At 40.0% G+C, this 19,886-nt stretch carries 16 protein-coding genes, 1 tRNA gene and 1 pseudogene; 6 read left to right on the forward strand and 12 right to left on the reverse strand.

All coding sequences use genetic code 11. The features are described 5' to 3' along the window. Positions 1-130: 130 nt before the first annotated feature. Entirely contained in the window at positions 131-1,132 is a 1,002-nt protein-coding gene (locus KCX82_RS15350) for a hypothetical protein (protein WP_227019374.1), read from the reverse strand. 159 nt (positions 1,133-1,291) lie between these two features. On the opposite strand from KCX82_RS15350, the gene KCX82_RS15355 reads away from it, so the two are divergent. Next, entirely contained in the window at positions 1,292-1,936 is a 645-nt protein-coding gene (locus KCX82_RS15355) for a CvpA family protein (protein WP_227019375.1), read from the forward strand. A 5-nt stretch (positions 1,937-1,941) separates the two neighbouring features. On the opposite strand, the gene KCX82_RS15360 is transcribed toward KCX82_RS15355, so the two are convergent. After that, a complete protein-coding gene (locus KCX82_RS15360) occupies positions 1,942-3,456 on the reverse strand; it encodes an MBL fold metallo-hydrolase (protein ID WP_227019418.1) in 1,515 nt (504 codons plus the stop codon). Positions 3,457-4,138: 682 nt separating this feature from the next. Between KCX82_RS15360 and KCX82_RS15365 the strand changes: the two genes are divergently transcribed. The 3 genes and pseudogenes from KCX82_RS15365 to KCX82_RS15375 all read left to right on the forward strand — a co-directional run bounded on the left by KCX82_RS15365 (position 4,139) and on the right by KCX82_RS15375 (position 7,904). Next, positions 4,139-4,214, forward strand: a tRNA-Arg gene (locus KCX82_RS15365). A gap of 628 nt (positions 4,215-4,842) precedes the next feature. After that, positions 4,843-6,219: a hypothetical protein gene (locus KCX82_RS15370; RefSeq protein WP_227019376.1), complete on the forward strand. Its 1,377-nt coding sequence runs from the start codon at positions 4,843-4,845 to the stop codon at positions 6,217-6,219. 453 nt (positions 6,220-6,672) lie between these two features. Then, a pseudogene (locus KCX82_RS15375) lies at positions 6,673-7,904 on the forward strand (IS256 family transposase). A 176-nt stretch (positions 7,905-8,080) separates the two neighbouring features. Here the strand turns inward: KCX82_RS15375 and KCX82_RS15380 are convergent. From KCX82_RS15380 to KCX82_RS15395, 4 genes are all read right to left on the reverse strand, one after another. Further along, complete coding sequence (locus KCX82_RS15380; protein WP_227019377.1) at positions 8,081-8,731, reverse strand: hypothetical protein; 651 nt, start codon at positions 8,729-8,731, stop codon at positions 8,081-8,083. A 15-nt stretch (positions 8,732-8,746) separates the two neighbouring features. Further along, entirely contained in the window at positions 8,747-10,033 is a 1,287-nt protein-coding gene (locus KCX82_RS15385; RefSeq protein WP_227019378.1) for a hypothetical protein, read from the reverse strand. A gap of 2 nt (positions 10,034-10,035) precedes the next feature. Beyond that, on the reverse strand, positions 10,036-10,998 hold the full coding sequence (locus KCX82_RS15390) for a protein kinase domain-containing protein (protein WP_227019379.1): 963 nt from the start codon (positions 10,996-10,998) through the stop codon (positions 10,036-10,038). 188 nt (positions 10,999-11,186) lie between these two features. Then, on the reverse strand, positions 11,187-11,345 hold the full coding sequence (locus KCX82_RS15395) for an HU family DNA-binding protein (protein WP_227019380.1): 159 nt from the start codon (positions 11,343-11,345) through the stop codon (positions 11,187-11,189). Between the two features lie 361 nt (positions 11,346-11,706). Here KCX82_RS15395 and KCX82_RS15400 point away from each other — a divergent pair, with 361 nt between their 5' ends. Continuing rightward, positions 11,707-12,300, forward strand: coding sequence for a hypothetical protein (locus KCX82_RS15400; RefSeq protein WP_227019381.1), 594 nt, complete (start codon positions 11,707-11,709; stop codon positions 12,298-12,300). A gap of 201 nt (positions 12,301-12,501) precedes the next feature. Next, positions 12,502-12,924 carry an HIT family protein gene (locus KCX82_RS15405; RefSeq protein ID WP_227019382.1) on the forward strand — a complete coding sequence of 141 codons (423 nt, stop codon included), beginning with the start codon at positions 12,502-12,504 and terminating at the stop codon, positions 12,922-12,924. A gap of 160 nt (positions 12,925-13,084) precedes the next feature. Here the strand turns inward: KCX82_RS15405 and KCX82_RS15410 are convergent, their stop codons facing one another. The 6 genes from KCX82_RS15410 to KCX82_RS15435 form a co-directional block, all read right to left on the reverse strand. After that, positions 13,085-14,386 (reverse strand): uracil-xanthine permease family protein, encoded by a 1,302-nt coding sequence (locus KCX82_RS15410; protein WP_227019383.1) that lies wholly within the window; start codon positions 14,384-14,386, stop codon positions 13,085-13,087. After that, a complete protein-coding gene (locus KCX82_RS15415) occupies positions 14,376-14,849 on the reverse strand; it encodes a (2Fe-2S)-binding protein (protein WP_227019384.1) in 474 nt (157 codons plus the stop codon). Before KCX82_RS15415 ends, KCX82_RS15410 begins: the two co-directional genes overlap by 11 nt. A gap of 3 nt (positions 14,850-14,852) precedes the next feature. Next, positions 14,853-15,722: an FAD binding domain-containing protein gene (locus KCX82_RS15420; protein ID WP_227019385.1), complete on the reverse strand. Its 870-nt coding sequence runs from the start codon at positions 15,720-15,722 to the stop codon at positions 14,853-14,855. Beyond that, entirely contained in the window at positions 15,719-18,088 is a 2,370-nt protein-coding gene (locus KCX82_RS15425; RefSeq protein ID WP_227019386.1) for a xanthine dehydrogenase family protein molybdopterin-binding subunit, read from the reverse strand. The genes KCX82_RS15420 and KCX82_RS15425 overlap by 4 nt, the downstream gene beginning before the upstream one ends. 63 nt (positions 18,089-18,151) lie before the next feature. Beyond that, positions 18,152-19,180, reverse strand: coding sequence for a D-cysteine desulfhydrase family protein (locus KCX82_RS15430; protein WP_227019387.1), 1,029 nt, complete (start codon positions 19,178-19,180; stop codon positions 18,152-18,154). A 6-nt stretch (positions 19,181-19,186) separates the two neighbouring features. After that, positions 19,187-19,858 carry a GntR family transcriptional regulator gene (locus KCX82_RS15435; RefSeq protein WP_227019388.1) on the reverse strand — a complete coding sequence of 224 codons (672 nt, stop codon included), beginning with the start codon at positions 19,856-19,858 and terminating at the stop codon, positions 19,187-19,189. Between the last annotated feature and the right edge of the window lie 28 nt (positions 19,859-19,886).

The raw sequence follows: 19,886 nt of genomic DNA on the forward strand, positions 1-19,886 counted from the left end.
TTACCATACTTCCTATTTTTTTTCAATGAAAAAATCTAGTCCCTGAAACAAGCAAGGATGCACCTGCCGGCAGATGCATCCTACATATCTGAAGTGTTTTATATAATCATTATATACTAAAATCAAATTTTTAAATCTCCTCGATATTTCCGGTTTTTACGTCAATAGCGACGATCCAGTAGCCATAGGCTGTTTTTCTTGCCAGTTTTTCTCCTATGCCATCTGTATCATCCGTACCGCGAATCGGCTGCCAGTAAGTAAAGCCTGATTTTCCTCCGTCCGGCTGCTCTTCATCCAGAAATCTTCCGGGGATTCCAAAATAGTATTTCATAGCCATCCCATTCTGATCTGCCTTCGCACCGAAGATATAGTGCCGGTACTGGGTGGCAAAGTAATGGGCCCCGGGGGAAACCAGCGGCAGATTGGTGATGTTGACGATTTTTTTCCATCTGGCTCCGGTTTTATCTTTCTCAAAGGGATCCACATCCTCATAATATTCGGCCATTCTGCAGGTATGGGCGCAGGCGTTCAGGACGTATTCATTATAAAAGCTATTATACACCTTTTTGGAGACAGTTCTGTCACTCGAACCGGCGGCCTCTGCACCATACTCTTCTTTTTCCTCCTCTTCTTCGCTAAGATCCATATCCCTTGCCAGTTGTTCCTCTTCCTCGTCCGCATCCGTTCCTACCTCAAAGAGTTCGGATTGAAAGGGGTCGTTTTCACTGAAGGTAATTCCCTTCAGCACCGGGTGAAGCGGCTCCTTTTCATCAGTGGTAGAGGCGGCGGCGATAATAGCGGTGGAAAAATTATGGAATGGTGTCCCTTTTCCATCCAGATCCAACGGCTGAAAGCGGAAATAAGTTTCTCCGGTCCCCTGCCGGTTGATCAAAAGATTTCCGATAATGGTATGTATGGTTCTTTCCCCTTTTTTTCCGAATAAAATCAACTTGTATATATATTCGCCTTTATCGTAATATTTGAGGTTTTGTACTGCGCACCGCAAGGCTCCCTTATTATTTCCCGTTTCTATTTTCAAGTAACCTTTGATAGGCGTTGATTCCTTTGAGGCAAATTGGTTGCCTTGTTCCTCCATCATTACTAATGCGCGATTATATTTTACATAATTCATGAGCTTTTTCTCCTCCCTCGGATGGTTCCCTCTCTTATTTTATTTTAAGCATTCTTGAAATTGCCCCTATAAATTGGTAATATAGATATATGCTATAAGGGGTTTAATTATGCTATTTTTGCTTCCTTTGAAGAGAAGGAGAAAGGGGATTGGTTTATTATGTGGTTTGATGTGATCATCGCAGCCATTTTGATCTTATCGTTAATTCAGGGCTACCGCCACGGTTTTGTACATACGTTTATCCATACGGTGGGGTGGGTACTGGCAGTTGTTTTGGGTTTTGTCTGGTTTCCCTACGTGGTTGATTTCTTAAAGAATAAAACTGATTTTTACAGTTCCATACAGGATAAGATTGCGTTACGAATTGCAGACAATGCAGGTACTGCGACAGATTCAGCCTTGAATGGCTTTCCCGAGGTTATCCGTGAAGCGGTCACCAAAACAGTGGATACCGCTGCAGACGCTATCTCAGCCTCTATTGCGGGCAGTCTTGCCAATATTCTGTTCAGTATTATTGCGTTCCTGATTGTGGCTGCTGTTATCAAGGTGATTATTCTCTTTATTACTTCGATTTTTTCTAAAAGATCCAACGGTGGATTTATCGGAGGAATCGATGGTTTTTTCGGCATCTTTGCCGGAGCCTTGAAGGGCATCGTTATCATCTATCTTTTGCTTGCTCTTATGGTGCCCGTCACAAATCTGCTGGGCAGCGAATGGTTAATAGACGAGCTGAATGCTTCTGTTTTCGGAAATTATTTATATAACAACAATCTGGTATTTTTCACAGTAAATAAATTTATATAAAGGGATCAAACTTTGATTACCCAGCTGTCCTGAAAAACTTCCGTCTTATCTGAAAACGCAAAGAAAGCTTCCGGATGAAAGGTATGAATGGGAATCACTCTTTTGGGGTGCAGCTCGGCAATAACCTGCTTGATGGCTGCCTCCGAAGCATGACCGCTGGTATGTGCCAGGTGACTTTGGAATCCCAAAGAGGAGAGATACTTTTCAAAGCGAACCTGGCTGCCTTTGCCGCGATAGGCCTGCCACATGGAATAAATAAAGTCACCGGGGTCAAGTTCAATCTTTTTTAAATCGGAGAGCATGGATGGTCTTACCATCATCACAATGCACTTTTGTTTTTTGCTGATTTTTCTCATGCTAATCCGTGAGCGGATAAAAGGAAGAAAGGAGCACAGTATCTCGCGGCCTTTCGTCTGCCATAATCTACCCAAGGGGAAAGGATAAAAGACCTTCATTGCGCGGTATCGGCCTCCGGGCACCGGAAGCCGATAGTTCGGTCTGGTTAACTGTGAAAGAAGATTAGCCACATAAACATCTACTACAAGAAATTTTCCCTGTGCCTCTGCGGCCTGATAAAAACTTATCATCCGATCAACATTCTGGGTGGATGCCTGAAAGAGAACGATACCTTCGCTGTCCTTCAGAATGGCTTCTACTTTCTGTTGAACATCTGATTCAGACGGCAAAGATTCGCTTTTCCTCCCAATATTGGTGCCCTCCACCAGGAGCAGGTCTGCATATTTGGGCGCCTTCTGCAGAAAGTTTTCAAGGCAATACCCTTTCCATCCGTGGTTGCGGAAATCAGCGGAATAGATCAAGGTTTTTCCCTCTGCTCTGATCTCAAAGGCAGCTGCATCAAAGGCAGAATGGTCCATCAAATAGGGTTTCAGGAAAAAATCGCCGATCTGAAAGGGCTTCTCCATGTAGAAGATCATTGTATTCTCCATTCTGAATTTGGGAATGGGAAAACTGAGAGACAGGGATATGAGTGTCTCCGCGGCTTCCGTAAGATAGACAGGAATCTTAGGATGAATATATTTCAGAAGCCCATAATGGTCGCTGTGGGCATGGGAAAGAATCACAGCGTCAAACTTCGGTTGATCCCATTGATAAAGACCCTTTACCTGGGGAATGACCCCCAATTCCAGTAATTCTTTAGCGGGCTTCTTTACCCAGCTTTCATCTATAATTTCCCCTTTATAATATAAGGGATATCCCGCATCCAGCAGAATTCTCGTGCCACGGGTCTTTAGCTCAATCATGGTTCCCCCGATTTCATGGGTTCCCCGGTATATAATCAGCTCCATTCTGCATCCTTGCCTTTCCGTCCGGAAAATTTGTTTTTTTGTGCAGGCTTCCAGAAACCCAGCCTGCAGCAGTCTGCGGCTGCCTGTTGGCTGCAACACTGGGAATACCAGCCGCCTGGCATCGGCGGTGCTGGCAGCACCTACTGCTTTGGACATCCAAGGTTCTGGCAGCACCTGCCGCCCTACATCGTTTACTCCATTATATTCTTTCACTGACAAAGAAAGTATAGGAAAGCTTTGGGGGTTCAGACCATTATTTCTTGCTTTTTTAATTTCTGATTTTAGATACCATGAAAATGATGAAACGAATAGCTGCATAGACAATTATGGTAATAATTATAAAGGCTACGATAATACTGGAAACATTCGTTTCTGTAAAGTTTATTCCCAGACCTTTGTAATAAAAAAAGTGGAAATGACGGAATCAAAGGATTCCTATTTCCAAATGTCGCCTCACGGGCGACAACGGTTAAGGTGATTTCTTTGATATTCCGTCAATATCGCCGAAAGCGATATTTCCTGCATATTAGAAAATTGTGATGATCAAAGCCAACAAGAGGGCTAGCGGGTATTTACAAAATGTTTTCAGTCGATTATTACTCATCATTATTTCCCCTATTAATTTAAGTTTTATTTTTTTAAATTTATAATAAAACCTTGAAAAAATGATTTCAATATATAAGGAAGGTTTTTTTCGAAAAATGTTTCATTAAAACCTTTTAATGGTACCATTTGATAAACAAGATTCAGTTTTTTCCCAGTCACTGCTTTATAAAGGTACGTAAGAAAACGAAAGAACTTCTTGAAAGAAAAGCTCCAGTATGTTAGAATTACTACTGTTGAATCCTTCAAGGCATGGTTTTTAAGAACCGCCTTTTCAGATTCCAGATACCATGCTCCCGTAGCTCAGGGGATAGAGCGTCGGTTTCCTAAACCGTGCGTCGGATGTTCGAATCATCTCGGGAGTGCCAATAAAATAGCGATAGGCTTTATGTCTATCGCTGTTTTATTTGTATCAGATAGAGATGATTCGAACATGAACATGCGTCGAGCGTTAAGAAAAGTATCGGGGATACTTTTTAGCGAGACGGTCCGAGCCCTGTTTTTGGGCGAAGGACGGCAGATGCGGCCAAGGGAAGCAGATGCAAAATCATCTCGGGAGTGCCAAAAACGAAAAGTACCACTTTATGTGGTTGTAGCAGGAACCATAACTTTTCCATTTGGAAAGGTTATGCTTCTTTTTTGGGGTAGGAAAATTTATGGTTCTCAATATGACTATCCACGTTTCTGAATTGAGACGTGGATTTTTTATAAATGATATATTGAATAATTATGTCTTATGTCGTAAACTGTAAATTGATGGAATATATGACTTCAGGGTAATGCTCGTGTATTCCCTTTTTTATTAAACTATATTATTGGTTATGTCTATAATCCTTACACTACGGTTGTAAATAGGGCATATACAGGAATTGGCAGTAATGAAAAGCATCCTAACCCCTTTGTGCCTTTGATCGAAGATCCAATACAAAATTATTTATTGGATAAAAACCTTACCAATAAAGAGAATTATAAAACTAAATAAATGAGGGACTAAAATTGAAAAACAGTACATTCAATCGAGAAATTAAGTTATTAATCTATTATATTTGTCAATATGGGCTTGAACATACAAAACAAACGTATGTAGATTTTAATGTTTATAAAATTGAACATAGGAAAGAGTTTTTTAAGCAAGTACATAAAGGTTTTGCTATTGGTCAAGAAAATATCACTAGATTATTAACTGAAATAATAAATGAGCAAAAACAAATAAAAGTTGAATTAAAATCACTCAGAAGTAAAGCTATTAATAAATCAGGTAAATCAATAGATGCTATAGAAAAAGAGCAAAGACAATTAATATTTCAAGAAAAAGTCATACGTAAATTTGCGGATTCATTGGCTTGGTTAATATACAAACACGATCTTTCTACCATCAGACGTTTTTATTTGGGTAATCCTCCTATCGATATTACAAATTCTAATATAGAATCATGTATAGAAACTGCAAACGATCTTATGAAGAGAAATCCATCTGATTTTGCTTTGATCAATGATCTTACAACTTTTATACAAATTTCGGATATTACACATCTAAACTCAACAGACCATTGTATTAAACTTCTTGAAATAAAAGAAGGTGAAGTTAATCATCAAATAGTTACTATACTTAATAATTATATGGAGAATGAGTGTGATTACTATTTATACAATGCAATAAAGGACAAGGGTAAGCATTTCGATCAACAATTTAATAGAGTTATTAATCAAATGAAAACCAATGATAATGTTCTTAATACTCTAACCACTGGAAAAGGAGTAGATGGATTAACCGGGCAAAATGTTAGAATTGTTCAGGAGACTCTCGTATTAGATGATTTTTTCGATGTTGTGGTAAATTTATTAAAAAAATCGTCTGCAAAGGGGTACGCAATTTCAGTCGTAGAAGAATGTGTGCTAATTGGTGTTTACGACGTTACAAAATTTAATGAAAATGCTTTTGAAGCTTGGGTAGGTGGTTTAGGCATCAAAAGCCCAATATACGATTTGAAAAGTTCTTTCCTGGACCCACTGGCATGTCCTATATATGCACTTCCTTTTTCTTCAAATGATCTTTTTGATTTAACAATTGGTAAAAAGGTTATTAAGATAACTATAGACATGAATATATGGCTAAAAACATTTGAAAAAGTTGGGTATAGTTATAGATGGATGTCCAAAAAGGAAACCGCAAGAATGAATTCTAAATATAGTAGGTATCTTAAAATGATTGATATTGACGGTAAGGGGATTGAATTAAAATACAATAACACCATATCTTATCTGTATGGCGGATCTTTAGGCCGAATTTTTACAATGTTTACAAAGCCTTCAGCCGTACTAAAACTGCTTCAATCAATTGATGAGCATTCTGAAGATATGGAAGATGAATGATAGCAATTATTACTGTCTTTGAATTTTCTGCAGGTAGTAAATTCTATTTCATATTCTCCATAGTGTCCGTCGGAATATTTACAAAAAATCAGCAACAACATCTCATAAAATCAGACCGAACTAACATTAAGCTTGGTACAATTTGGGTTAAGCTCAATTAGACGCATGGAAGTAATGGTGATGTTTTACGTGTTTCTGCAATTTCAGTATGATGTGAGCTTGCAGTCGCTGTCTGCTATTGGTAAAAATCCATATCAAAATAGGTGATACGCCAACACATAGTGGAAAACTAAAGACGCCAAATTGTTAAATCCAATTTGAACTGTTCTGGTTAATAGATTTTCTTAGAAAAGTTTTCAAAAGTAAAGTATAGAACCCATTATTGAGAACGTCCCAAAGTTTGTGTAAACCTCTTGGATGATGTAGAATAACATCATCCAGGAGGTTTTTAAAATGGGAAGAAGAAATGAAAGTCCAGAAAAAAAGAGAAGGCGAGAATTGATTAGAGAGCTACTGAAAGATTCTCCGCTCAAAGACGGAGAGGATGTTAATGCCCTTATGCGAGAAATGATGACCGAAGTTCTTGAAGGAAGCCTTGACGGCGAATTGGAAGAAGAATTGGGATACACACGCTATGATTATCGCAACAAGGATACTGACAACAGCAGAAACGGCTTCAGCCAGAAATCCGTTCGGACAAGCTATGGAGATATGGAAATCAATGTTACCCGGGATAGAAACGGCGAATTTGAACCAAAGATCATAGCAAGCATCAGAACACTCTCAGTCAGGACGTAGAAGCCAATATCATCTCTATGTACGCAAAGGGGATGAGTACCGCTGATATCGAAGAACATATCACCGATCTTTACGGCATCGAAATCAGTGACAGCACCATAAGCCGGATTACTGACAAAATCTTACCTGTAGTCAAAGAGTGGCAGCAGCGTCCACTTTGTGAAATCTACTCCATGGTGTTTCTGGATGCGATCCACTTCCACATGAGGAGTGAGGGCCGTATCGTAAAAGAGGCCGTATATATCGCTATAGGGATCGATATGGAAGGATTTCGGGATGTGATTGGAATGTGGATTGGAGAAAATGAAAGCGCAAAATTTTGGCTATCCGTTTTAAATGACCTTAAGAACAGAGGAACGAACGATATTCTGATCGTATGCGTCGATGGCCTGACCGGTTTCCCGAATGCCATTGAGGCAGTATTTCCGAAGGCTGAAATCCAGCACTGCATCATCCATCAGATCAGGAATACCACAAAGTTTGTTTCTTACAAAGATATCAAGGCATTAATGGCGGATCTGAAAAAGGTCTATACAGTTCCAAACGAAGAAACCGCTCTTTACGAGCTAGATGCTTTTGAAGAAAAGTGGCATAAATACCCCAAAATCGCAGCTTCCTGGAAAGAGCATTGGTCTACGCTTTCAACCTATTTCAAATATTCTCAGGAGGTCAGAACCCTGATCTATACCACGAACCAGATCGAAAATTTCAACCGCCAGATGCGACGGGTCACCAAGAGCAAGCCAGTATTCCCGACGGATGATAGTCTTATGAAAATACTTTACCTAGCGATGATGGACGTGACTAAGAAATGGACTCAAAGTCGCAGAGGCTGGGGAATTATTCATTCTCAGCTTGAAATCTACTTTTCAGATAGGTTGAACTAAGACCGGTCAGATTTAAAAATCCGGGAGCAAACTAGGCCCCTTATATTGACTTGCTTAAAAGCTTATGTATACTATGGTTAAGGGTTAAGAGCTTTTCAAGGCCCTTAACCCTTTCGTTATTTTTCAATATTCTACATCGTTTTTTTGAGTTACACAAAATTTGGGATACTACCAATCTAATAGATTAGTACATGATTTTCAATATCATTTACTAATCTAATCTTAGATGCTAATTTATTAAAGTTAATTTCTTTTATTCGTTTCGGTCTAATTACTTCTTTTATTTGCTCATCATCAACTAATATAAGTCCAATACTACATTTTTGAAACAGCTCTCTATATTTAATACACAAATCGTATTTATCAAAAGGCATTACGACATAAGAATAGTCTGAATACTTTTTATTAATTACAGCTTGATTCAATGCTTTTCTTATATCGGTTAATTTCATCTCATATGAAATAACTGTTATATCTGGAAAATCAATTTGTTCGTTTACCGTGAATAAATTCCCATTATCTTTGATAATATTTAGTTCAATTAAATTATTTAATTTTTTCTTCATAATTTTTTCATCTAATTTTGTTTCTTTAGATAGATAATTTATAGTGTGGGGTCTTTTTTTATAAAGCAGAGAAAATACATGTAAATTATCTTTATTTTTCAGAGAATTAATTTGTTTTGAATTTAAAAAACTAATCGATTTTGTTTGGTACTCAACAATATCTATATTCCCCCATCTAAATGAACACTCTCGTATGAAGTTAGTTTCTAATCTTTTTAAATCAATAAATTTATTCACTAAATCTATTTCATATCTAAACATTAGCTCACTCCCTTTCTAAAAAAATAATCTGTTTTGGTATTCCTCTAAAGCCTCTTTGTATAGTATAACATACTTTAAGTTCCCTTGCGTCAATTTTGATGCGTCACTCATTCGTCCGTCTTTTTCAAGCAACGATATTAACTCATTTAAATTTACTATCGCATCTTCTATCTTTTTTATTAATCTCTTACATCTTTCGTATATTAGTTCATCTCCAAAATGCTGAGTTTCTACATCACTATCTTTTTTAATTATTTTGAGCATCTCATTCCAATATTTTTGTTCTAAATATATATAGTTTGTAGTTTCAATATCTGATTTTTTAATTCCAACCATTCTAAAACAATTATCATCAGACAGAACATCTAGATAACTTAGTGGCACCTCTGACATATAATTTTCAGATAGAACCTTCTTAATTCTTTTGCCAAAGGCGGTGGTACTAATTTCGGATATCCCTTTTGTGTTTGTATCAAAGTTTCTATAGCTACCAAACCATCCCACAGAAAACCTTTCTATATCTAGAACTGAAAATATAGCATCTTTAATTCCACAATACTGCAAATAAACATTAATATTATGAGATACTAGTTCTTTAATAAAAACTAATATATTTTTGTATACATCCTTACTATAGTAATACATTGACTCATCACTAATAATTGTTAAGCTCAAACTATCAATAAAATTAAACCTTGAAACATAATTAATAATGTTGCTTGCCACATCAGAAGTTTCTAATAAAGCTGGGTCTAATAAAACACTAAGTATTACTTTTTCTTTATGATTGTCATGCAAATAGTTTTTTGTACTTTCTAGAGTATCTGCGAGCACAACCTCTTCCCAAGAGTTAATTTTATTAAATGTAAAAGTTGGTGTCATTAGATAGCTATCAACATAATATTTATCGTAAAAATTACAAACCATCTCTTGAAAACTATCACGGTTTATTGAGTACTCATATGGAGAGAGTGGAAGACTTTTAAAAAAGGAAAAGTCTATATGGCTATTCAGGCATATTAGCTTATTATTATTTTCATTAGGAATAAACTTCTTACCTTCTCCCAAATCGACTGGTGTCTGGTCTAAATATGAGTCTAAATAATCATTACTAATGGTTAAATAGTATAAAGGAAACTCACGTAGAACTATAATACCTTCTGTATTTAACTTTTCCTTTTTACTACATGGAATATCAGCAATACTATAATGAATACCGTCAATTCTTCCATCGGAATTCTGAATTGCATTTTCAATTTTATTACCAAATTGTTTAGTGGCGTTTATGAACAACTTTCCCATTCCTAATCCCTCCCTAAATAATCAACAATGAACTTATAGTTTTGCAGTCTTGATGAAACACTTTTATCTACCATCGCACGCAGTAACCTAAACAATTTATTTGTTTCATCACCACCAAATATATTTATTAAAACATAATAAATATAATCAATTTTATTCTTTTCGCTCAATCTTTCTTCTGGTAATTGAAGCCTCTCATTTTCTTTTAACCAGATAATTATTCCACATTTTTGTCTTTCATTCTCTTGAAACGCACGTACGTGTAAAGCGTTTAATAAAGAGAGTGTTAATAGGCCAATTGTATAAATTTCAGCTCGAACTAAATCATCATTAGTTTTATTGGTCTTATGAATTTGTTCATATTCAGGAGCAGAGTAAAATAGTTTTGTAGGCGCCATAATATGAAATACTGTCGTTTCTGCATATGCAGATTTTGCACTTCCTAAATCTATCATCTTTAATTCATAATTCTTATTAAACATAAGATTATCAAATGATAAATCTCGATGAGAAACGAACCCAAAATCATGTCCTTTTATATATAATCCTAACAGTTCAATTAAAAACCACTTGCAAGTTTCAATAATATTTTGTTTTTTTTGATTATATATTTCAAGTATTCCACTTGTAAAATCAAAAGGAAAGTATTCTTCTATTACTGCTAAGAATGTATAACCATCAATTTCTATGTATTTATATTCGAGTATTTTAGGAAAAGATAGACAACTCGAAAGCTTAAGCATTGACTCAGAATGAATACTTAAATAATCCGAGTATGATTCATCCAGATTCTCACTACTTGCAAGTAAATACTTAAATATACATGTTTCTCCCAAATAATTACATTTAAACACTGCAGAAATATTAATTCTTATCTCTTGAAAGTCAGTACATGACTCAAACGTGGAAGAAATATTTTCTAATATCTTATCCTTATAATCCAATAAAAGTTCCCTCATAGTCATGTCTTGTTCTCCTAAATCAATGATGTTTAAATCTTACCTCATATGACAAACATTTACAATATTTTCTTTTTATCTTTCTATAAAACGATATGTCAAAAATTAAAAAAAGCCGGGTTTTCCCTGGCTTGCTTGACTAATTTGCATATTTCCCCTTTTTCTGTACTTCATATTATTCAATCTTTTTTTCTTCAACTCCCACATTGATCGTACAATCTGTACTTTCTCTTCTTTGTCAGCTTATCCGTTATTACATCAACCATAGCGGTTAAAAATGTATCGGAAGCATTTTTGGTCAAACATGTTCTTTCAGATATTTCTCCGATTAGATCTAGCCTAATCATCGTCATAATTGTTCCTCCTCTATAATTTCATTTATTTGCACTTTAACAGTACAACAATGCAGATGGAGTGTTTTTCTTTGGTCCATCTTCACGATCTACTGTTAAGTAAGTTATTTTTTCATTCTCCATGCCATGTTCTTCCTACAAGTAGACCAACCCATATCACTACGGTATGATTACTGCAGCCTGGCATGAGGCCTGGCTAAGCTCTATTCCTACGGTCACACTTATTCTATCACCAGAAGAAGAATTAGCAATAACTTTAGGGCTTTAACTAAGTTTCAATCTTTCAGTTATAACACTTCTATAGTAAACCACATAATATGATAGATAGGATTTAAATCACGAACAGTGAGGAGTAAGTATAATGCAATGTAATAGAGTTAGTGAGCCAACCATTACATACGGTCAAATGAATCTATTATTCGCTATCAGGAATCTCTGGAGAGATATAACAACCTGGTCTAGAGCTTACATGGTTAATAGGTCTGCTGGATTAGAAATAGCGAATGATGTATTTAATCGTTTATATGAAACACCCCAGGAATTCGGTAATCTTCTTCAATATATTGTTGGATACGATAATGCAGTTAAATTTGTCCAATTATTATCTCAGCAAATTGTACTTTTTAGATCATTATTAGAAGCAGAAATTGAAGGTGATTCCAATTTAATAGATCAAATAACGCAACAACTGTATCAACTCGCAGATGAGAGAGCGAAATTTATGGCCGCCATAAATCCTTTTTGGGATGAAACGGAAACAAGAAATCTAATATATACCTTTTATCAGTATACTATGGATGAAATGATTGCAATTTTAACTAAAGATTACGCTAAAGATATAGATATCTATGATAGACTTATTCATCATGCAGATACTATGGGAGACTACTTTACAGAAGGTTTATTTAATTATATAGCTTTGAATCAGCAAAGCACTAATAACACTATAACCTAGTGAATTTTATAAACTATTTATAATATTTTATAAAGAACGTCTTAAATCAGCACCACCCGTTTTACGGGTGGTGCTGATTTAAGCGGAAAAAGGATTCGAACATCCGACGAGACGGGAAGAATCATAAAAATATAGTTTTCTGGCAATTAATTGATTATAATGTATTTATAAATAACAAAGGATTAATAGGAGGAATCACTTATGAAAGATCAAAATTGCGCATATTGCATGCAGGGTGAGCTCGTCGCTCAATTTGGATATCCATGCTGTGAACTGGAGCACAGTATCGTTTATATATTCAAGGAACAGAGTCACAAAGGACGCTGTATCGTTGCATCGAAACAGCATGTAAGCGAACTGGTTGATTTTACTGATGAAGAACGTAACGGGTATTTTTCTGATATGGCGAAAGTAGCTAACGCTCTTCATAAAGCCTTCAACCCGGATAAAGTCAATTATGGAGCCTATGGAGACACCGGAAAGCACCTTCATTTCCATCTGGTGCCTAAGTACAAGGATGGTGTGGAGTGGGCAACAACCTTCGAAATGAACAGCGGAAAAGTGAAGTTAACTGATTCAGAGTATGAGGCATTGGCCGAACAGATTCGTTCTAATATGCTATAAAACTCGGGTACGCTATAGGTCCGGAGGTTGTTCGAATCATCTTATGAGTTTAAAAGACCCTATAACTTCAATAGTTATAGGGTTTTAATCTTTCTGTTGCACCAAATTATTATGGGGCCATCCTATCTAACTTGACAGGTTACCCAGCCATGAATTCCCCCTAACTCTTCTTGGGAAGAATATTATCCAGAATTAGTGCAAGCAGGATCCCGTCAACCAAGCCGTTAGGCAAAATATATGCGGCTACACCCGGAAGCGCCTGAAAGGTCTCTTCCGGCAAAAACATCGTGCCAATCCCGACGATCAGTGAAATACCGATAACAAAACACTCTCTGTTGGTTAGTTTCGTATTTTGCAGTTCTTTCAGACCCTGGCCCAAAATCAGGGCAAAAATCACGAGGAGCGCGCCGCATCCAACTGCCATCGGAATTGTGGCCAGCAACATTCCCACCGGGGTAATCATTCCCATTAAAATCATCACAGCACCAGCCAGTATAAAAGGTGATCTGGCGGCAACACCTGTCATCGCAAGAAATCCTGTGGAAGATAAGTATGGCATAAATGCGATGATGGAAAAAACACCGGTCAATGAGGTCGTGAAACCATGTATGGAAAAGGAACGATTCCATTGTTTTACGGAAACTTGATCTTCCATCAATTCCGCCATGCTTTTGATGCTGGTATAGGTCATGGACAGCAGAACAAGTGAGGCGAGCACACAAGTCGCTGTGACTCCTGCATCAAAGGTTGGCTTTCCCCAGGCAAATATCTCCGGCAGGGAAATCCATCCCTTTCCGGTCTGGTAGGGCGAATTTGTCATCCCTAGAAATGCTGCTGCGATCCATCCGGTCAGGATGCCGATTAACGTTGAAATGCTCTGCAAAAATCCCCTGGTGAAAAGATTCAGCATTAAGTTGATCACCACAACCCCGAAAAACACTGCGGCCACTTTGAAGTCTGCCGTTTGATTGGTCGCTGTGATTCCAAGCATACCCTTCACAATACTTGGACTGATCTGAAGAACCATCAAGAGAATCAAAACACTGTTGACCGCAGGAGTGAACAGTTTTGTAACACGCGGAATCCATCCCGCCATCGTGATCAGTATCACGACGATGCCCGCAATCATCAATCCTCCTTCCATGTCTGTACGCAGAGTCGGCAGATCCTTCCCCACCGCAGGAGCGAGGCCTGCCATAAGAGTCAGAATACCGATCCAAAACCCGGCCGGAGCCTCAAGAATGGGATATCCATGTCCGAATTTCACCTGCAGGATCGAAATGACCCCGCTGATGAGAAAGGTTCTTTGCAGCATGTCTGCAATTTCATTTTGGGAAAGTCCCAGCAGCGGCCCGGCTACCACTGGCATTACCACCGTAGATAGCGCAATAAAGATCACATGTTGGAACCCATAGATCATATTTTTTCGGATCGTAAGTTTATCATTCAGTTTATACAGCATCGTTGTCTATTGCCCCTTCAACTGCAGCAATGATATTTTGATAGCCTGTGCATCTGCAGAGATTTCCCGAAAGAGCGATCTTGATTTCTTCCTGCGTAGGGTGTGGATTTTTTAAAAGTAAGGCTTTTGCACTCATAAGCATTCCGGGAGTACAAAACCCGCATTGCACTGCATGATGGTCGATGAAGGACTGCTGAAGGCGGTCAAGCTTGCCATCCTGCTCAAGGGCTTCAATGGTTATAATTTCGGCTCCATTGATCTGAGGTGCGAGTACAAGACAGGAGTTCACAGCAATTCCATCCATCAGCACGGTGCAAGCGCCGCATTCGCCCGAGCTGCAGCCCTCCTTTGTTCCTGTGAGAAATAGTTCTTCACGAAGCAGGTTTAAAAGTGTCATTTCAGGGTCAACAGCCATACCAACTTCTTTTCCGTTTAACAGAAAACGAATTTCCAATTTTTCCATATCTTATTCCTCCTTTCCCAAAGCCTCTTTAATAAGTGAAACCGTAAACTTTTCAATAACCGGAAGCTTATAGGCGCTTGACGAGCGTGTTCCGGTCTGTGTAAATACGTACTCTGCTGCAAGTTTCCCCGCCTTGTTCAGAAGGTCCGCGGTTAATTCCCGGCCTGTCAGAAATTCTTCTACGGCTCTGATTCTTTCCGGTTTTGAGGTAGACGCTCCTAAAGCAAACTTCACGCTCTCCGCGATGTTGTTATGCAGCCGGAATACACAGCATCCGTTTATTCTTGCAATAGCCAAAGCATTTCGCCTTCCGATTTTTTTAAAAGAGGAGCGGATGTCTGCTGCAGGATGTTTCAATATAATGCTTGTCAGTATTTCACTGCCTTTTAGTGCGATTTTCTTGCTGTCAAGTATAAAATCTTCCAGCGCCAAGATCCGGATGTCAACGGTTCCATCCGCAGCAAGTGATTGAAGCTCCATTTCTGCATCAAGGCAGAGAAGCGGAGTCAAACTATCTGCGGCTGCACTGGCATTGCAGATATTGCCGCCGATTGTGCCCCGGTTTCTGATCTGTGGCGAACCGATGGTCGCCGCAGCATTACAAAGCATCTTTGCCGCATTTCTTAAAATCTCCGAGTCTGAGATCTCCGTAAAGCTGGTCATTGCGCCGATTCTTATGCGGCCTCCCGCTGCTTCTATACCTTTTAGCTCATGAACCTTGGATAAATCGATCACGCTTCCTTCAGGTCCCTTGTCATTGTGCAAGGCGACCACAAGATCCGTTCCGCCTGCGAGCAGGGAAGATCCTTCATAATCTCTTCTCAGCTGAAGTGCTTTGATTAAAGTATCGGGTTGAAAAAATTCCCTAATCATTGCGTCTCCCCTCCTTTTAACATTCTTTCCGGTTCTTCAGAACCGTTGACAGAATTTAGGCTAGAAAATCGCAAATCTTTAATTTGCTGATTTTCATCGTTAATAGATCCCAGCCTTTCGCTTTCTTGAATTGCTGCGAACACGCTCTCCAAATCTGCCGGAAGCTTCCGTATTCTGACACCTAGTGCATTTTCAATGGCGTTGATCACCGCAGGTGCAAGGGTTGCGGTGGAGGATTCTCCGATTCCCTTTACCCCCAGCGGATTGACCCCCGGTTGCTTCGGTTCCAGAGGCATCGGTCTGAAGTTATGGAAGTCCAAGGTTGTGGGCAGTAAATATCCATCAAAATTCAGCGTTTTTACCTGGCCCTTCTGGATCACAACTTCTTCTGTCAAAGTAAAGCCCAGGGCCATAGAAGCCCCTCCGGCGATTTGACCCTTAACCTCGGGTTCATTCAATACCCGGCCAACATCGTGAATCGCAACTAAATCTATGATTTCAACCTTTCCTGAGGATAAATCGATTTCAACCTCTGCGCCGCAGGCTCCATAGTTAAAGGAGGCATAGGTATCGCCGCAGTTTTTATCAAAATCCCACCACACCGGGGGGAGCGACCACCAACCGTAACCGAAAACACCCGGAAGCTTTGTATAGCATAGAGTGATGGCATCCTGGAAGCTGATTTGTTTTTCTTTATTTTTTGTAAAGATGCTGTTATTTTCGAATATTAATTCCTCGGAAGCAACCGACCAAGCTTCAGCCACGACTTTAGCGATTCTAATTTTGGCATCTTCTGCAGCAACGACTGCGGCATTCCCTGATGTGATCGTTCCTCTGGAGCCTACTGTTGCTCCGCTGTCCGGCAAATAGGCAGTATCCAGCGGGCTGACCTTCAGGTGATCAATGCTGACTCCTAGAGTCTTACTGACCATCTGAAGCACAATATTGCTTCCTCCCTGGCCCATTTCTGCGATTCCGGTGAGTACCGTTACGCTTCCATCCCGTTCAATATGAATGTTTACAGCTGCAGCGTCCAGGGTTGTAACTCCGGCCCCGTTGGCCTCCCCGCGGAATATGCAGGAGATGCCTCTTCCCCGTACCTTTCCCTCTTGTAGGGCTGCAGGCTTTTCATGAAGAGGAAAAACCTGTTCAAGCTTGTCGAGACACTCTATCAGATTGACGCTTTTCAGTTCCTGACTGGTTGCAGTAATCGAACCTTCCCGGTAGGCGTTGAGGCGCCTGATCTCCAGAGGATCCATCCCAAGTTCTTTCGCAAGTTCGCTCATCAGCGACTCTGAGGCAAAGTCTACCTGAGGCGAGCCAAAGCCTCGAACTGCGTCAGAATATACATTATTTGTATAGGCACCGACAATGGTTGTAGAGACGTTTTCGATATTATAGGGTCCAGTTGCCTCTACGGTAGCTCTCCATATGGTAGCTTTACTCTTTGTTATGTATGCGCCTACATCCACAAGGCCGTTAATTTCTATTGCAGTAATGTGTCCGTTCTTTTTGGCGCCTATTTTATATTTTAATTTGAAGGGGTGTCTTTTACTCCCCTCAAGCAGCACTTCCTCCCGGCTCCAGGTCATTTTACATGGTCTTCCGGTAAGCATTGCAGCCATGGCCGCACGGGAAGCTATGACATTGATATCACAGTCCTTTCCTCCAAAAGCACCGCCAATGGCAGGCTGAATCAGTCTGACCCGATTTTCGCTGAGGCCGCAGGCAGCGGCTACAGCTCTTTTCACATTAAAGGGGCCTTTTCCCGGGCAGTATACAGAGATACCGTCGGCTTCCGGCACAACGATGGCGCCATCCGGTTCTATAGCTGCATGCATTGCCCTTTGGGTAGCGTATTCCCTTTCAAGTATGACATCTGCCTCCTTAAAACCTTCAGCAATATTACCCTTTACGGTTTTATGGGTGATTGCACAATTCGAGTCGCCGTGCAAGATGGGAGCACCTGGTTCAAATGCCTCTTCGGGAGTAAAAATAGCCGGAAGTTCCTCATACTCTACTTTTACAAGTTTTGCTGCCTTTAATGCCAGTGACTTTGTCTCTGCTACAACAAGGGCTACGCCGTCTCCGGTACACTTCACCGCCTCCGCAGCAAGTACGGGCTTATCGTTTGGCAAATGATTTCTTCCAAAAACGTCCTTTGCAGTGAGTACTCTCACAACACCCTTCAACTTCAGGGCCTCCGAGCTGTCAATATGTAAAATCCTTGCATGGGGAACGGGAATTCTGACTGTTTGTACGTAGAGCATCCCGGGAAATTTTAAATCATCCACATACTTGGCTTTGCCGGTTATCTTCCCATAGGCATCCTGCCTGTCAATTGGGCTTACTTTTTCATTTTCCACGCGTTTCGCCTCCTTTGGTTTGATCGGCGGCATCAGCGGCGGGTTTCATGCCCCTGCCAACGCCTATAGCATTTCCTTCATGGAAGAATAGTCATAATAGGTCTGAAATCCTCCGGTGTGAAGGAAAACCACCCTTGAGCCCTTTTGGATTGCACCACTTCTGATCAGTCCGATGAGCCCGGCCAGCGTTTTTCCTGAGTAAACAGGATCAAGAAGGATTCCTTCGGTCCTTGCCAGAAGCTCTATGGCCTCCTTCAATTCAACAGTGGGTCTGGAATAGCCTTCTCCAACGTACTCCTCATAGCAGCGGATCTTATCCTTCTGGGGCGTTTCCAGATTCAGAAGGGAGGCCGTTCCTTCAAGGGCTCCGGAAACAGAATTCAGCTGTCGCTCATTCTTTTGAGCAACATTGATTCCAATGACGGAAGCCGGGTAGCCAGCCTGCTCAAATCCGAGTATCAAGCCCGCCTGTGTTCCTCCGGTACCGCTTGGGCATACCACATAGTCGAAATCAAGATTTCGTTCTCTGCCCTGCTGGATCAGTTCCTCGGCACAAAGGATATACCCGCAATTTCCCAGAGGACAGGTTCCGCCTCTTGCGAGTATGTAAGGCTTCCTGCCTTGCACCTCAAGGTCTGCTTTCATGTCCAGTGCAAGCTCCATGGTATGAAGCGGTCCGGTAACGGGAGCTCCGCAGCTGACTGTCCTTGAGACACCGGCAAACTCATATAAGTGCTTATTTGGGTCAAGCTCGTAATCGTAGTCTGACTTTGCCCAGTTTTCAAGAATCAGCTCGGTTTTCATCCCCTCTATATTGGCCATTAAGATGGCCATGAGGTTATGATTACACTGAACCGTACTTGCTGTAATGATCGTGTCAGCAGAAAGATCCACTGCTTCCTGGAAGAGAAATTCCAGCTTTCTAGTCTTGTTGCCGCCGAAAGGAAGCAGGTCATCCCGCTTTATATAGAGTTCCACGTTCCCGCCTAGAGCCTGTGATAAATGAGCCAGTCTCTGCAGCGGGGTTATCTGCGTAATATACCTTCTTCTTGGAATATCCTTGATTTTTTCAAAAAAACTCTTTTCTGACATATCCATTCACTCCTTCTGCTTTGCTTCCATCTCTACAATCAGCTCTTCCAAATGAGAAATGGCAGCCTGTAATGCTTTTCCTTCATTACGCTCAGCAAGAGCATCATAAATCGACTCATGACGTACAGCCAGATTTTTCAAACCCTTGTCTGAAAGTTTTTTCGTCGCAATATAAGTCCATTCTCTTATATAGCATTGACTCCACAACCGAAGCAGCATTTTATTCTCAGAAACTTCAATGATCTTCTGATGAAACAATGCATCAAGCTTTATGTATAAATCAAACTCATGGTTCTCTGCAGCAGCTTCCATCTCCTTCATTACGTTGAAAAGGTCCTGAAGCTGTTCATCGGTAATGTTTTGCACCGCATACATCATTCCCAGGGTCTCAAGGCTGATCCGCACTTTATAGGAATCCTTCACATCCTTGATTGTATGCTCTTTTACATAACATCCTTGAAACGGTATGTTTTCTACAAGTCCTATTATTTCAAGCTCTCTGATTGCTTCCCTTACAGGAGACTGTGATACGCCAAGTTCCTTTGCACACCGTGTCTCTACAATGCGGTCTCCTGGTTTCAATTCTCCCGAAAGGATCGATTCTTTTATGTAATCACAGATTTCTTCCCGAAATAAGCTACGTTTTTTTAGTTGCTTTTTAGTTGCTTCCTCTGCCATAATGAGTCCTTCCTACCAAGTATACATT

The sequence above is a fragment of the Sinanaerobacter chloroacetimidivorans genome (genome assembly GCF_018128545.1).
GTDB lineage: Bacteria > Bacillota > Clostridia > Peptostreptococcales > Anaerovoracaceae > Sinanaerobacter > Sinanaerobacter chloroacetimidivorans.